Source organism: Streptomyces sp. NPDC053541, assembly GCF_044544705.1.
Taxonomy (GTDB): Bacteria; Actinomycetota; Actinomycetes; order Streptomycetales; family Streptomycetaceae; genus Streptomyces.
Genome location: NZ_JBITXM010000004.1, coordinates 99,202 through 113,276, shown reverse-complemented (window position 1 = coordinate 113,276; position 14,075 = coordinate 99,202). Strand labels below are relative to the sequence as shown.

The 14,075-nt window shown below is 73.1% G+C and carries 10 protein-coding genes and 1 tRNA gene; 9 read left to right on the top strand and 2 right to left on the bottom strand.

What is annotated here, in order from left to right; translation table 11 throughout:
• Positions 1–161 precede the first annotated feature (161 nt).
• From ACIGW2_RS11045 to ACIGW2_RS11005, 9 genes are all read left to right on the top strand, one after another.
• Complete coding sequence (locus ACIGW2_RS11045; RefSeq protein ID WP_399842855.1) at positions 162–359, top strand: hypothetical protein; 198 nt, start codon at positions 162–164, stop codon at positions 357–359.
• 271 nt (positions 360–630) lie between these two features.
• Positions 631–3,474, top strand: coding sequence for a type I DNA topoisomerase (gene topA, locus ACIGW2_RS11040; RefSeq protein WP_399842852.1), 2,844 nt, complete (start codon positions 631–633; stop codon positions 3,472–3,474).
• Between the two features lie 107 nt (positions 3,475–3,581).
• Positions 3,582–6,821 carry a dTMP kinase gene (gene tmk, locus ACIGW2_RS11035; protein WP_399842850.1) on the top strand — a complete coding sequence of 1,080 codons (3,240 nt, stop codon included), beginning with the start codon at positions 3,582–3,584 and terminating at the stop codon, positions 6,819–6,821.
• Positions 6,822–6,880: 59 nt separating this feature from the next.
• Complete coding sequence (locus tag ACIGW2_RS11030) at positions 6,881–8,083, top strand: DNA polymerase III subunit delta' (protein ID WP_399842847.1); 1,203 nt, start codon at positions 6,881–6,883, stop codon at positions 8,081–8,083.
• A gap of 226 nt (positions 8,084–8,309) precedes the next feature.
• Positions 8,310–9,899, top strand: coding sequence for an alpha/beta hydrolase (locus ACIGW2_RS11025; RefSeq protein ID WP_399842845.1), 1,590 nt, complete (start codon positions 8,310–8,312; stop codon positions 9,897–9,899).
• 84 nt (positions 9,900–9,983) lie between these two features.
• A tRNA-Thr gene (locus ACIGW2_RS11020) sits at positions 9,984–10,057 on the top strand.
• A gap of 399 nt (positions 10,058–10,456) precedes the next feature.
• Positions 10,457–11,446, top strand: coding sequence for a helix-turn-helix domain-containing protein (locus ACIGW2_RS11015; RefSeq protein WP_399842842.1), 990 nt, complete (start codon positions 10,457–10,459; stop codon positions 11,444–11,446).
• A 118-nt stretch (positions 11,447–11,564) separates the two neighbouring features.
• Complete coding sequence (locus ACIGW2_RS11010; RefSeq protein WP_391654219.1) at positions 11,565–12,248, top strand: pyridoxamine 5'-phosphate oxidase family protein; 684 nt, start codon at positions 11,565–11,567, stop codon at positions 12,246–12,248.
• A 134-nt stretch (positions 12,249–12,382) separates the two neighbouring features.
• Positions 12,383–12,724, top strand: coding sequence for a VOC family protein (locus ACIGW2_RS11005; protein ID WP_391654220.1), 342 nt, complete (start codon positions 12,383–12,385; stop codon positions 12,722–12,724).
• 10 nt (positions 12,725–12,734) lie between these two features.
• On the opposite strand, the gene ACIGW2_RS11000 is transcribed toward ACIGW2_RS11005, so the two are convergent.
• Both ACIGW2_RS11000 and ACIGW2_RS10995 read right to left on the bottom strand, forming a co-directional pair.
• The gene (locus ACIGW2_RS11000; RefSeq protein ID WP_391654221.1) at positions 12,735–13,487 is read right to left on the bottom strand and encodes an RNA polymerase subunit sigma-70; all 753 of its coding nucleotides are present in this window, start codon (positions 13,485–13,487) and stop codon (positions 12,735–12,737) included.
• A 45-nt stretch (positions 13,488–13,532) separates the two neighbouring features.
• Positions 13,533–13,922, bottom strand: a complete 390-nt coding sequence (locus tag ACIGW2_RS10995) for a DUF6479 family protein (protein ID WP_361585094.1) — start codon at positions 13,920–13,922, stop codon at positions 13,533–13,535.
• Positions 13,923–14,075: the final 153 nt, after the last annotated feature.

The window sequence follows — 14,075 nt, the reverse complement described above, 5'->3', positions numbered from 1 at the left end:
AGGGAGCGCCTCGCCCGTGGGGGAGGAGTACCGGCCATCCTCGTGAAACCCGGCCAGGTGCCTCATCGCCGTTCACCGGGAATTCGTCCTCCTGACGCCGGGAGGTGCCAGCCTCGGCGCCGGGGGCCTTGGGGCCGAGGACGAGGGAACGGGGAACGGGCATGGAGAGCGGGCCGGCGATCTTCGCGGGAGCGGCGTTCACGCTGTTCGGGGCCGCACTGCTGCTCTGGACGGGGGTCCGGGTGCGGCAGGGCGAGCCGGTCGCCTTCGGGGTCGCGCCGGGGGTCGCCGCCGCCCTCGCCGGACTGTTCGGCGTGACCTTCCTGCTGCTCGGGATCTGGTGCTTCGGCCGGCTGTGACGTGCCCGCGCCGCGCGCGTGACGCGGCCCCGTCCGGCAGTCCGGGCGGCAGGAAGGGCAGGACTCGGGTTACCGTTCGAGTGGCCGTTGCGGGCTTTCGCCGTTTGACACGGGGGCGGGTTGTACCGTCACACTCCGCAGCGACGACAGCGTCACCGTGCGTGTCGCTGCCGTGCGTGCCAGCGCAGTCCGTACGCGGTGCCGCGTACGGAGGCAGTACGCAGTACGCGCAGTACGGGCCAGAGAGCGTCGACCGGAGAGAAGAGCGAAGTTGTCCCCGACCAGCGAGACCGCACAGGGCGGCCGCCGACTCGTCATCGTCGAGTCGCCTGCCAAGGCGAAGACGATCAAGGGCTACCTCGGCCCCGGCTACGTCGTCGAGGCGAGCGTCGGGCACATCCGCGACCTCCCGAGCGGCGCCGCCGAGGTGCCCGAGAAGTACACCGGTGAGGTGCGCCGGCTCGGAGTCGACGTCGACCACGACTTCGCGCCGATCTACGTCGTCAACGCCGACAAGAAGGCGCAGGTCAGGAAGCTCAAGGAGCTCCTTGCCGAGTCCGACGAGCTCTTCCTCGCCACCGATGAGGACCGCGAGGGCGAGGCCATCGCGTGGCACCTCCAGGAAGTCCTGAAGCCCAAGGTCCCGGTCCACCGGATGGTCTTCCACGAGATCACCAAGGACGCGATCCAGCAGGCCGTGCGCAACCCGCGCGAGCTGAACAAGCGGATGGTCGACGCCCAGGAGACCCGCCGCATCCTCGACCGGCTCTACGGCTACGAGGTCTCGCCGGTCCTGTGGAAGAAGGTCATGCGCGGCCTGTCCGCCGGCCGCGTGCAGTCCGTCGCCACCCGGCTCGTCGTCGAGCGCGAGCGCGAGCGCATCGCCTTCCGCTCCGCCGAGTACTGGGATCTGACCGGCACCTTCGCCACCGGCCGCGCCGGCGACCCGTCCGACCCGTCCTCGCTGACCGCCCGGCTCGCCACCGTCGACGGCAAGCGCGTCGCGCAGGGCCGTGACTTCGGCGCCGACGGGCGGCTGAAGAGCGAGAACGTGCTGCACCTCGACGAGGAGAAGGCCCGCGCGCTCGCCGCCTCCCTCGCCGACACCCGCTTCTCCGTCCGCTCGGTCGAGTCGAAGCCGTACCGCCGCTCCCCGTACGCCCCCTTCCGCACCACCACCCTCCAGCAGGAGGCCAGCCGCAAGCTCGGCTTCGGTGCGAAGGCGACCATGCAGGTGGCGCAGAAGCTGTACGAGAACGGCTTCATCACCTACATGCGTACGGACTCCACCGTGCTGTCCGACACCGCGGTCGCCGCGGCCCGGGCGCAGGTCACGCAGCTGTACGGCGCCGACTACCTGCCCGAGAAGCCGCGCGTCTACGCGGGCAAGGTCAAGAACGCCCAGGAGGCGCACGAGGCGATCCGGCCTTCGGGTGATCGTTTCCGCACCCCGGCGGAGACCGGTCTGACCGGCGACCAGTTCAAGCTGTACGAGCTCATCTGGAAGCGGACCGTCGCCTCCCAGATGAAGGACGCGACCGGCAACTCCGTGACCGTGCGGATCGGCGGCACCGCCGCCGACGGCCGCGACGCCGAGTTCACGGCCTCCGGCAAGACCATCACCTTCCACGGCTTCATGAAGGCCTACGTGGAGGGCGCCGACGACCCGAACGCCGAGCTCGACGACCGCGAGCGGCGCCTGCCGCAGGTCGCCGAGGGCGACGCGCTCACGGCCGAGGAGATCACCGCCGACGGGCACGCCACCAAGCCGCCCGCCCGCTACACCGAGGCGACCCTGGTCAAGGAGCTGGAAGAGCGCGAGATCGGCCGCCCGTCGACGTACGCCTCGATCATCGGCACCATCCTCGACCGCGGCTACGTCTTCAAGAAGGGCACGGCCCTCGTGCCGTCCTTCCTCTCCTTCGCGGTGGTCAACCTGCTGGAGAAGCACTTCGGCCGGCTCGTCGACTACGACTTCACCGCCCGCATGGAGGACGACCTCGACCGCATCGCGCGCGGCGAGGCCCAGTCCGTGCCGTGGCTGAAGCGTTTCTACTTCGGCGAGGGCGGCGCTCCGGGCGCCGGCGAGGGCTCCGGCGCCGCCGATGCCGGCAACGGCGACGGCGACCACCTCGGCGGTCTGAAGGAGCTGGTCACCGACCTCGGCGCCATCGACGCCCGGGAGATCTCCTCCTTCCCCGTCGGCAACGGCATCGTGCTGCGCGTCGGCCGCTACGGCCCGTACGTCGAGCGCGGCGAGAAGGACCAGGAGGGCCACCAGCGCGCCGACGTGCCCGACGACCTGGCGCCCGACGAGCTGACCGTCGAGTACGCCGAGGAGCTGCTCGCCAAGCCGAGCGGCGACTTCGAGCTGGGCACCGACCCGGCCACCGGCCACCAGATCGTCGCCAAGGCCGGCCGCTACGGCCCGTACGTGACGGAGATCCTCCCCGAGGACACCCCGAAGACCGGCAAGAACGCGGTCAAGCCGCGTACCGCCTCCCTCTTCAAGACGATGTCGATCGACACCGTCACCCTCGAGGAGGCGCTCCAGCTGATGTCGCTGCCGCGGGTCGTCGGCACCGACCCCGAGGGCGTGGAGATCACCGCGCAGAACGGCCGCTACGGCCCGTACCTCAAGAAGGGCACGGACTCGCGCTCCCTCACCTCCGAGGAGCAGCTGTTCACGATCACGCTGGAGGAGGCGCTGGCGATCTACGCCCAGCCCAAGCAGCGTGGCCGGGCCGCCGCCAAGCCGCCGCTGAAGGAGCTCGGCACCGACCCCGTCAGCGAGAAGCCCGTGGTCGTCAAGGACGGGCGCTTCGGCCCGTACGTGACCGACGGCGAGACCAACGCCACCCTGCGCACCGGCGACAGCGTGGAGACGATCACGCCCGAGCGCGGCTACGAGCTGCTCGCCGAGAAGCGCGCCAAGGGTCCGGCGAAGAAGGCGGCCAAGAAGGCGCCCGCGAAGAAGACCGCCGCCAAGAAGACGGCGGCGAAGAAGACCGCCACGGCGAAGAAGGCCACCGCCGCGAAGAAGACCACGGCGGCGAAGAAGACCACCACGGCGAAGGCCGCCGCGAAGAAGACGGCGGCCGCCAAGCCGGAGTGACGCCTCGGTGACAGTGCGGGAGGGTGCGGGCCGCGGGGCCCGCACCCCCCGTCTGTTTGTTCGGGCGAAGGCCACGGGCAGCTGGGGCGTCCGGATAGGGTGGACGGATGACGCGAGCAGAGCAGCCAGACACCGACGCCGCACTCGTCGCCGATTCCCGGGAGCGTGCCGTACGGGCCCTCCTGCGCCACCAGCCCCTGCGGAGGCTGTGGAGCGCGCACCTCCTCGGCGGCACGGGCGACGCGCTCGCCCTCCTCGTCCTCGTCCTGCTCGGCCTCCAGGCCTCCTTCGCGAGCGGCGCCCTCGGCGACGGCTACCGCGGCGCGGCCCTCTCCGTGGCCGCCGTCGTCGGCGCGCGGATGCTCGCCGCCGTCCTCTTCGGCGCCGCCCTGCTCGGCCCGCTCACCGCGCTGACCGCGCCCGACGGGCCGCTCGACCGCCGCTGGACCATGATCGGCGCCGACGGGGTGCGGATCGTGCTGCTGGTCCTCGCCCCGGTGTGGATCGACTGGACCCCGGACAACGCGCTGTGGTTCCTGCTCGGCACCGTCTTCGTGGCCGGTGCCGCCGAGCGCGTGTGGACCGTCGCCAAGGACGGCGCCGCGCCCGCGCTGCTGCCCGCCCCGCCGATCGAGGGCGCCGCCGTCCGGCCGCTGCCCGACCACCTCGGCGCGCTGCGCACCCTCAGCCTGCGCACCGGCTTCCTCGCCGTGCCCGCCGGCGCCGCCGTCCTGCTGCTCGCCACCCTCGTCGGCAACCTGCTCGGCAGCGGCATCGACTGGTTCTCCGAGCACCAGGCCGCCCTCGGCTCGTACGTCGCCGCCGGCCTGTTCACCGCGTCCGTGAACGTCCTCGCCTTCCTCACGCTGCCCGGCGGCCAGACCCCGCGGCCCCGCTCGCCCCTGGAGGGCCTGCGCCGACCGACGACCGGCGAGCCCGGCGCCGAGAAGCGCCCCGAGAAGGGCCGCACCGGCGCCCTCGGACTGCTCGTCCTCGCCTGCGCCACCGTGGCCGCGGCCATCGCCGCGGCGGCCGCCGTCTCCGCGCTGCACGCCGTCGACCTCGGCGGCGGGCCGGTCACCTTCGCCCTGCTCGTGCTCGCGCTGAGCGGCGCCACCGCCGTCGGCATCCGCACCGCCGGATCCGTGCTCACCGTGCTGTCCCGGCGCCGACTGCTCGCCCTCGCGATCACCGTCACCGGCATCGCGCTGCTTGCCATGGGCCTCGTCCCCGACACCGCGACCGTGCTCGCGCTGGCCGCGCTGGCCGGATACGCCGCAGGGGTCGCCGCCCGCACCGGGCACGGCCTCGTCGACCAGGAGACCGAGGAGGCCCGTCGGCCCCGGGTCACCGAGCACCTCCAGGCCGTCGCCCGGGTCGGCATGGGCGTCGGCGCCCTCGGTGCCCCGCTGCTCGCCGCCGCGATCGGCCCGCACCGGCTCGCCTCCGGCAGCTTCGTCTTCGCCCACGGCGGCGCCGCCTTCACCCTGATGCTGGTCGGCGCGCTGCTGCTGCCGGTCGCCGCGCTCGTCCTCGCCAAGACCGACGACCGGGCCGGCGTCCCGCTCCGCCGCGACCTGCGCGACGCGCTGCGCGGCGCCGACCCGGCCCAGGCGCCCTCGCCGACCGGCTTCTTCATCGCCCTGGAGGGCGGTGACGGCGCCGGCAAGTCCACGCAGGTCGAGGCGCTCGCCGAGTGGATCCGCGCCAAGGGCCACGAGGTCGTCGTCACCCGCGAGCCCGGCGCCACCCCGATCGGCAAGCGGCTCCGCTCGATCCTGCTCGACGTCTCCAGCGCCGGCCTGTCCAACCGCGCCGAGGCACTGCTGTACGCGGCCGACCGCGCCGAGCACGTCGACTCCCTGGTCCGGCCCGCCCTGGAGCGGGGCGCCGTGGTGATCTCCGACCGCTACATCGACTCGTCCGTCGCCTACCAGGGCGCCGGCCGCGACCTGTCCGCGACCGAGATCAGCCGCATCAACCGCTGGGCCACCGGCGGCCTCGTCCCGCACCTCACCGTGCTCCTCGACGTCTCCCCGGAGACCGCCCGCGAGCGCTTCACCGAGGCGCCCGACCGGCTGGAGTCGGAGCCGCCCGAGTTCCACGCGCGCGTGCGGGCCGGTTTCCTCGCCCTCGCCGCCGGCGACCCCGGCCGCTACCTCGTGGTCGACGCCGGTCAGGAGCCGGAGGCCGTCACCACCGTCGTACGCCACCGGCTCGACCGGATGCTGCCGCTCTCCGAGGCCGAGGTGAAGGCCCAGGAGGAGGCGCGCCGCAAGGCCGAGGAGGAGGCCCGGAAGCGGGCCGAGGAAGAGGCCGCGCGCAAGGCCGAGGAGGAGCGCCTGGAGCGCGAGCGCCAGGAACAGCTCGCCAAGCTCCGTGCCGAGGAGGAGGCCCGGCGCAAGGCCGAGGAGGAAGAGGCCCGGCGCCTGGAGGCCGAGCGGCAGGCCGAGGAGGCCCGGCAGCGCGCCGAGGAGGCCCGGATCGCGGCCGAGGAGGAGCGCCGGCGGCGCGAGGCCGAGGAGAAGGCCCGCCGCGAGGAGGAGGAACGCCGCCGCAAGCAGGCCGAGGAGGAGGCCCGGCTGCGGGCCGAGGCCGAGGAGCGCCGCAAGGAGAAGCAGCGCAAGGCCGAGGAGGCGCTGATCCGCGCCGAGGAGGCCCGCCGGCTGGCGGAGGCCGCCGCGGCGAAGGCGGCGGAGGAGGCGGCCCGCAAGGCCGCCGAGGAGGCCGCGCGCAAGGCCGCGCAGGAGGAGGCGGCGCGCAAGGCCGCGCAGAAGGCGGCCGAGGCGAAGGCCGCCGCCGAGCGGTCCACGCGCAGCCTGGAGGAGTCGGCGAACGAGGTCACCGTCGAGACGCCGGTCGTGAAGCCGGGTGCGGTGCCGGGCACCGGGAAGGGTGCCGAGGACGCGGGTGCCGAGGACGCGGTCGCGGACGACGTGCCGACCGTCTCGCCGAACGAGGTCACCGTGCCCACCCCGATCGTGCGGCTCGACGAGGAGACCACGGTCATCCCGCGGATCCGCGACGCCCGGCCCGCTCCGGCGGCGGACGAGACCGCCGTGCTGCCGGCCGTGCAGCCGGGTGACCCGGTCGACCGCGTCCCGCAGGGCTTCTTCCGGGACGAGCGCCCCGCCGGCGCCGGGCACGACGCCCGTGCCACCGACGGCCGGGCCGACGACGGGGCCGACGACAGGACCCGCGAGCTGCCGCAGCTCGACGAGCAGGGCCGGCCGCGCCGCCGCTCCGACTGGGCGGAGGAGACCCCGCTCGACGACCTGCCGACCCTCGCGGACGAGCTGCTCGGCGGCTTCGGCGACGACGAGGACCGCGGGCGGCGCCGCGGCTGAGACCCGCTGTCAGACCGGTGCCCCACAATGGAACGCGTACCTGAGGAGGGGCATCGGACATGGCCGTTTGGGACGACCTCGTGGGGCAGCCGCGGGTCGAGGAGCAGCTGGCCGCCGCCGCGCGCGACGCCGACGCGCTCGTGACCGCGCACGCCGCGGGCGAGGCCGCCCCCGACGCGTCGAAGATGACCCACGCCTGGCTGTTCACCGGCCCGCCGGGGGCCGGCCGGGACACGGCGGCCCGGGCCTTCGCGGCGGCCCTGCAGTGCGTCAGCCCGGACCGCGCGCTCGGCGGCGCGCCGGGCTGCGGCTTCTGCGACGGCTGCCACACGGCGCTGGTCGGCACGCACGCGGACGTCGAGGTGGTCCGCACCGACCTGCTCTCCATCGGCGTGAAGGAGACCCGCGACCTGGTGCGGCGGGCCCAGCTGTCCCCGGCCGGCGGGCGCTGGCAGGTCATCGTCCTTGAGGACGCCGACCGGCTCACCGAGGGCGCGGCCAACGTGCTCCTGAAGGCCGTCGAGGAGCCCGCGCCGCGCACCGTGTGGCTGCTGTGCGCGCCGTCCCTGGAGGACGTGCTGCCCACGATCCGCTCCCGCTGCCGGCACCTCTCGCTGACCACGCCCTCGGTGGAGGCCGTCGCCGACGTGCTGATCCGCCGCGACGGCATCGATCCGGAGCGGGCGCAGGCCGCCGCCCGGGCCACCCAGGGACACATCGACCGCGCCCGGCGGCTCGCCACCGACGAGCGGGCCCGGGCCCGGCGCGCCGTGGTGCTGAAGCTGCCGCTGCGGGTCGGCGACGTCGGCGGCGGCCTGCGGGCGGCCCAGGAGCTGATCGACGCGGCGGCGGAGGACGCCAAGCAGGTCGCCGAGGAGGTCGACGTCAAGGAGACCGAGGAGCTGAAGGCCGCGCTCGGCGCCGCGCAGGGCGGCCGGATGCCGCGCGGCACGGCCGGTGCGATGAAGGAGCTGGAGGACCGCCAGAAGCGCCGGCGCACCCGCACCCAGCGCGACAGCCTGGACCTCGCGCTCTCCGACCTGACCGGCTTCTACCGCGATGTGCTCGCGCTCCAGCTGCGCGCCAGGACGGCCCTGGCCAACGAGGACGTACGGGACTCCCTGGAGCAGATCGCCCGCGACACGTCCCCCGAGCGCACCCTGCGCCGGATCGAGGCCGTCCTGGCCTGCCGCGAGGCGCTCGACCGTAACGTGGCACCGCTCCTCGCGGTCGAGGCGATGACGATGGCGCTCCGCGACTGACCGTCCGGCGCGAGGGGGGCGTGGGGGCCTCTCCTCGCGGTCGAGGCGGGACGACGGCGCTCCCGAGCAGCCGTGGGCGCACAGTGCATGGGCCCGGGTTCGGACGTTTCGCGGGCCCGGGTTCGGCCCGTTCCAGGGGCCCGGGTTCGGGCGTCCCATGGGCCCGGTTACGGCACGTCCGGGGCCGATTGGACACGTTCCGCACCCGGACGGATACGCTCCGGGAATGGACTCCAGGCGCCTGCTCCGCACCTCCGCCACGGCCCTCGCGGCCGCCGGGCTCATCCTCTCCGGCTGCTCGACGAGCGGCAGCGGCGCGGCCGCGCCGTCGCACTCCGCCTCCGCCTCGCCCTCCGGGACCTCCCGGCCCGGCCCGGCCCGCTCGGGGCCGCCCGCCGCGTCCCCGGAGGAGCTGAAGGCGTACTACGGCCAGAAGGTGGCCTGGCGGGACTGCGGGGTGCCCGGCTTCCAGTGCGGCACGGTGCGGGTGCCGCTGGACTACGCGAAGCCGGACGGCGAGCGGGTCGACCTGGCGGTCTCGCGGGTGCGGGCCACCGGCCCCGGCAAGCGCCTCGGCTCGCTCCTGGTGAACCCGGGCGGGCCGGGCGGCTCGGCCGTCGGCTACCTCCAGGGGTACGCGGGCATCGGCTACCCGGCGCCGGTCCGCGCGCGGTACGACATCGTGGGCGTCGACCCGCGCGGGGTGGCCCGCAGTGAGCCGGTGGAGTGCCTGACCGGGCCGCAGATGGACGCGTACACGCAGGTGGACGTCACCCCCGACAGCCCGGCCGAGCAGACCGCGCTCCGCAGCTCGTACCAGCGCTTCGCGGCGGCCTGCGAGAAGCGCTCCGCCAAGGTGCTGCCGCACGTGTCCACCGTGGAGGCGGCCCGCGACATGGACGTCGTGCGGGCGGTCCTCGGCGACGAGAAGCTGACGTACGTCGGCGCCTCGTACGGCACCTTCCTCGGCGCCACGTACGCGGAGCTGTTCCCGGAGCGGACCGGGCGGCTGGTCCTGGACGGGGCGATGGACCCCTCGCTGACCGCCGAGCAGCTCAACCGGGAGCAGACGGCCGGCTTCGAGACCGCGATCAACGCCTTCGCCGCCGACTGCGTGAAGCAGGCCGACTGCCCGCTCGGCACCACGTCCGCCCCGGCGGCCCTCGATGCCCTGAAGCGCTTCTTCCGCGCGGTCGACGCCAAGCCGGTGCCGACCGGCGAGAGCCGCCCGCTCGGCGAGTCCCTGGCCACCACCGGGGTGATCGCCGCGATGTACGACGAGTCGGCCTGGCCGCAGCTGCGCGAGGCGCTGACCCGGGCGATGGGCGGCGAGGGCTCGGCGCTGCTCGCCCTCGCCGACTCGTACTACGAGCGGGAGCCGGACGGCACGTACGCCAACCTGATGGACGCGAACGCCGCCGTGAACTGCCTGGACCTCCCGCCCGCCTTCCCCGGCGGCCCCGCGGACGTCGAGAAGGCGGTGCCGTCCTTCGAGCAGGCCTCCTCGGTCTTCGGCCGCAACCTCGCCTGGGCGGCCCTGAACTGCACCTACTGGCCCACCCCGGCCACCGGCCGCCCCCACCGCATCACCGCCGAGGGCGCCGCCCCGATCGTCGTCGTCGGCACCACCCGCGACCCGGCCACCCCCTACAAGTGGGCCCGCTCCCTCGCCGCCCAGCTCTCTTCCGGCACCCTCCTCACCTACGAGGGCGACGGCCACACCGCCTACGGCCGCGGCAGCGACTGCATCGACACCGCGATCAACACCTACCTCCTCGAAGGCACCCCACCGACCGACGGAAAGCGCTGCTCATAGCCCCGTCCGGCGGGTGGTCGGAGCACCCCAGGAAACTGTGTAGACTTGGCGACGCTGCTGCACCCACCATGGGACGCACGGCATGCCGCCTTAGCTCAGTTGGCCAGAGCAACGCACTCGTAATGCGTAGGTCTCGGGTTCGAATCCCGAAGGCGGCTCAGATGGAGCCCCAGGTCAGATACCCGCTGACCTGGGGTTTTCTGTTTGGCCCCCTCACTAGGGGCCGGCCGTCGACGACCGGCGGGCCGCCGTGCGTGCCCCTTGCGTGCCCATCCGTGTCAGCGCCTGACGGGAGAGGCGGCCGAGGGCCATCTGCGCGTTTGCGTCGGCCGTGTGCCTTCCTCCCGTGCCGCCTCGAGCCTTCGCGAGCAGGCGCTTGATACCCGACTGTGCGACATGGCGACTGCGGAGTCGAGGGACGTCTTGTGAGTCCGTTGTGAAACCTGAATCCAAACATTCTCTACACGATGGGATGGATGGAGCAAGGCGGGGTCCTTTTTCGTTTCTGGCCCCTCACACTCGATTGTGTCCGAGTGGGAGAGGCTGAGGTCGGTGGCATGGTGGATATCTTCGATCGAATCGAATTGGCCGTTCGGGATATTTTTGGCGAAGGGCCGGTTTGTGTTCATGTGGGGGACGTCAAGGGCTGTGGTATCAAGCGGCATCCGACGTATTCCGCCCTTCATTCGGATGCTATTCGTGCGGGAGTTCGTTCGGGTTCGGCCTCTCGCCTTTGGGAATCCTTGATCACGATGGGGAGGCTGTGTGATCTGGATGGTGGCGACACGTGGCGACTGGTAATCCTCGACTGCATCACTCCCTGTTTTCGTTCGCTTTCCTCGAACGTCTCCCGTGAATTCCGAGTCGATCGCTCGGACATCCGGTCGGCGATGGTGGCAACCGCGTTGGAGGTGTGGGCGGACACCTCGACTGGGGTACCGCGACGCGTCAGGGATCTCATGGTGAAAGCGGCCTTCGACGTGGCCTTTCGCCGAGGGAAGGCCGTGTCTTCGGACTGCTTGATCGATGACCTCGAACTGCTCCGCTGCGAGGCGCCCGCTCAGGGATCGGATCTGAGCGCGCACTCGATCATCGATGTCAACGGAATCCGAGATGCGGACGTCGCGGAGCAGATCAGAGGTGAGCGATTCGGGTCGCTGCTTCAAAGATCGGGTTGTTTTGGTGCCGTGGCGGGTTTTCACAGCGAAATTCGCTCAGGTCGGCGCACTGGATCGGTTGGTCAAGCGGTGGAGGTCTCGGGGTCGACTCGTTCCCGGATTTCCGGCCGGAGTTCCTACTATTATTCCTCTGATCTCTACCCCTCGTTTGTCGGGCTCCTTGAAGCGGCAAGCGTGATGGGGATCGCCGAGTCTGCGGCGCGTCGGCTCATCAGGGCCGGGCAGTTTCCCTTTCCTGTGGCGAGAGCGGGCCGGAGCTACATGGTCTCCGTCAGGGCGCTCATGCATTTCATGGATATCCCGGACGTCATTGTTCATGTCGATTACGTCGAGAACGGCGCCACTCACGCGAGCGGCGGCGTTCGGTGAGGAGACCCGGGGGCGCGGGTCTGACCGGAGTGTGGGCAGGCGGGGCGGGGGCGAGGGGGGTTTCCTAGGATGCGGGGGTTCCGGCGGCGGGTGCCGTCGGGGGAGTGGGGGAGTGGGGATGGGGCGGGAGCTCGAGGTGACCGGGCGGACGCGGTTGCGGCGGATGCGGCACAAGGGGAGTCATCGGCGGGAGGACCTCGACGCGGTGCTGCGGGCGGGGTTTCTGTGTCATCTCGGGGTCGTCGTGGACGGGGCGCCGATGGTGGTGCCGACCGTGTACGGGGTCGACGGGGACCGGTTGTACGTGCACGGGTCCGTAGCCAGCCGGAGTCTGGTGCAGGCGCCGGACGGGGTGGTGTGCGTGAACGTCACGCACGTGGACGGGCTGGTGCTCGCGCGGTCGGTGTTCGAGCACGGGGTGAACTACCGCAGCGCGATGATCTACGGCGTGCCGCGGCTCGTGACCGACCCCGAGGAGAAGCTGCGCGGGCTGCGGGCGCTCACCGAGCAGTCGGCGCCGGGGCAGTGGGAGTACGTGCGGCAGCCCAGCCGCAAGGAGCTGGCGGCGACCGCGCTCGTCGCACTCGACCTCGCCGAGGCGTCCGTGAAGGTCGCGAGCGGGCCGCCGGACGACGGCGAGGGGCCCGACGCCGAGCTGGGGCTGTGGGCCGGGGTGCTGCCGGTCGAGACGCGGTTCGGGGTGCCCGAGGCCGATCCGCTGCTGCCGGCCGGTATCGAGCCGCCCGCGCACATCGCCGGGCGGGCCGGACGCCGGCTGGGGCAAGGGCCCGGCCGACCCTGAGCCGCCGGACAGGCCCAGGCGGTCGAGGGGCGGCGGTGAGCCGGACGGCGGAGTTCGGGGTGACGGAGCGCGGGGCGCGGGGCTGACTGGGGAGTGAGCCTCTGTCCGCGCGTCACCCCGAGGAGCAGCAGTCCATGGCCATGAACACCGTGATCTTTCCCGTGAAGGACCTGGCGCGGGCCAAGGCCCTGCTCACCACCCTGCTCGGCACCGCGCCCAGCGTCGACGAGCCGTACTACGTGGGCTTCGACGTCGACGGGCAGCACTTCGGGCTCGATCCGAACGGGCACGGGAAGGGACTCACCGGGCCCGTGCCCTTCTGGGACGTCGACGACCTCGACGGGCGGCTCCAGGGGCTGCTCGCGGACGGCGCGACCACCGTGCAGGAGGTGCAGGAGGTCGGCGGCGGGATGCGGATCGCCACCGTGAAGGACCCGGACGGGAACATGATCGGGCTGCGGTCCACCGCCCGCTAGGCGGTTTCCGTCAGGGCGTGCCCTCCAGGGGCACGAGGGTCAGCCGGGACAGGTGGGACTCGTCCGCGAGGGCGTCGACCGCCGTGATCCGGCCGTCCAGGACGGTGAAGCGGAGCACCGCCTTCGGAGCGCCCTCCGGGGTCGTCCACAGCAGGCCCGCCGCGCCGTTCACCAGCGCCGTGCGGGCCTCGCGGACCCGCCCCGCCACGCGGTGCGCCACGGCCGGCGCACCGTGCGCGGGCGCGGCCCCGGCCCGTACCGCCTCGGCGTCCGCCCGGAGCACCGCGTCCGGGTCCAGCAGGGCCAGCAGGGCGTCCACGTCGTTGGCGCGCCCGGCCGCCAGGAACTCCGCCACCACCTTCCGCTGCCGCTCCGGGTCCGGGGCCGGCAGTTCCTCGGTGCCCTCCACCCGGCGGCGCGCCCGGGCCACCAGCTGGCGGGTGGCGGGCGGGGTGCGGGCGACGAGCGGGGCGATCGTGTCGTACGGAACGGCGAAGTCCTCGTGGAGGACGAAGGCGAGCCGTTCGGACGGGGTCAGGGCGTCCAGGGGGTCGTCGGCCGCCGGGGCGTCCCAGGGTTCGGTCGGCACCGGGCGGCGGGACTCGCGCTCCCGCAGCCGGTCCAGGCAGAACGCGGCGAGCTCGGCCAGCCGTCCGCCGGACGCCCGCACCGCCTCCTCCACGAGGGAGGGGGCGGCCGGTGTCCCGGCGGCGCCGAGCAGCCGCTCGGCCACCGGGGCGGGGTCCGGGGGACGGGTCTCCACGGAGGTCATGGCAGCGGGGAGGGCGAGGGGGAGGAGGCCGGCGGCTCAGTCGCCGTGGCCCGGGCCGCCGCTGCCGAAGCCGCCGCTGGAAATGCCGCCCCACTTGCGCTTTTCCTCGCTCGGGGGGTCGGTGGCCTCTTCGCCGGAGTTCTTCAGGTGGTAGGGCATGAGCCGGTGCTCGCCGTCGGTCTGCGGCATCTCGCTGGGCTTCCGGTACTCGGAGGTCTCACCGGGCAGTGCGCCGGTGTCCGGGCGGTGCGGCTGGGTGTCGGGGTCGGGAGGCGGGAGCTCCTTGTTCTTGACCCGGATGCCGAGCATGAAGGCGCCGATGATGATGGCGACCAGGATCAGTCCGCCCAGCACCTGCGCCAGGCCGGACTGCCAGACACCGGCCGCCGTGGTGACCTGCGTCGAGTCCACGAGGAAAGTGTTCATACAACAGGGTTACCCCGTTTTGCCTGGAATGTTCCCTCACGTCTTCGCGAGCCTGGGAGGGGGGCTCGGGACCGGGCTTGGATTCACGTGAAACATTCCGGGGCGGCCGCCGCGTCAATGAGGTGAAGCAGGCAAGAGCGCCGGCCGGAGAGC

Excerpts from the sequence above, each read along its gene's own strand:
- ACIGW2_RS11045 (WP_399842855.1), top strand. The coding sequence starts at position 162 with ATGGAGAGCGGGCCGGCGATCTTCGCGGGAGCGGCGTTCACGCTGTTC.
- tmk (WP_399842850.1), top strand. The coding sequence starts at position 3,582 with ATGACGCGAGCAGAGCAGCCAGACACCGACGCCGCACTCGTCGCCGAT.
- ACIGW2_RS11030 (WP_399842847.1), top strand. The coding sequence starts at position 6,881 with ATGGCCGTTTGGGACGACCTCGTGGGGCAGCCGCGGGTCGAGGAGCAG.
- ACIGW2_RS11025 (WP_399842845.1), top strand. The coding sequence starts at position 8,310 with ATGGACTCCAGGCGCCTGCTCCGCACCTCCGCCACGGCCCTCGCGGCC.
- ACIGW2_RS11015 (WP_399842842.1), top strand. The coding sequence starts at position 10,457 with ATGGTGGATATCTTCGATCGAATCGAATTGGCCGTTCGGGATATTTTT.
- ACIGW2_RS11010 (WP_391654219.1), top strand. The coding sequence starts at position 11,565 with ATGGGGCGGGAGCTCGAGGTGACCGGGCGGACGCGGTTGCGGCGGATG.
- ACIGW2_RS11005 (WP_391654220.1), top strand. The coding sequence starts at position 12,383 with ATGGCCATGAACACCGTGATCTTTCCCGTGAAGGACCTGGCGCGGGCC.
- ACIGW2_RS10995 (WP_361585094.1), bottom strand. The coding sequence starts at position 13,922 with ATGAACACTTTCCTCGTGGACTCGACGCAGGTCACCACGGCGGCCGGT.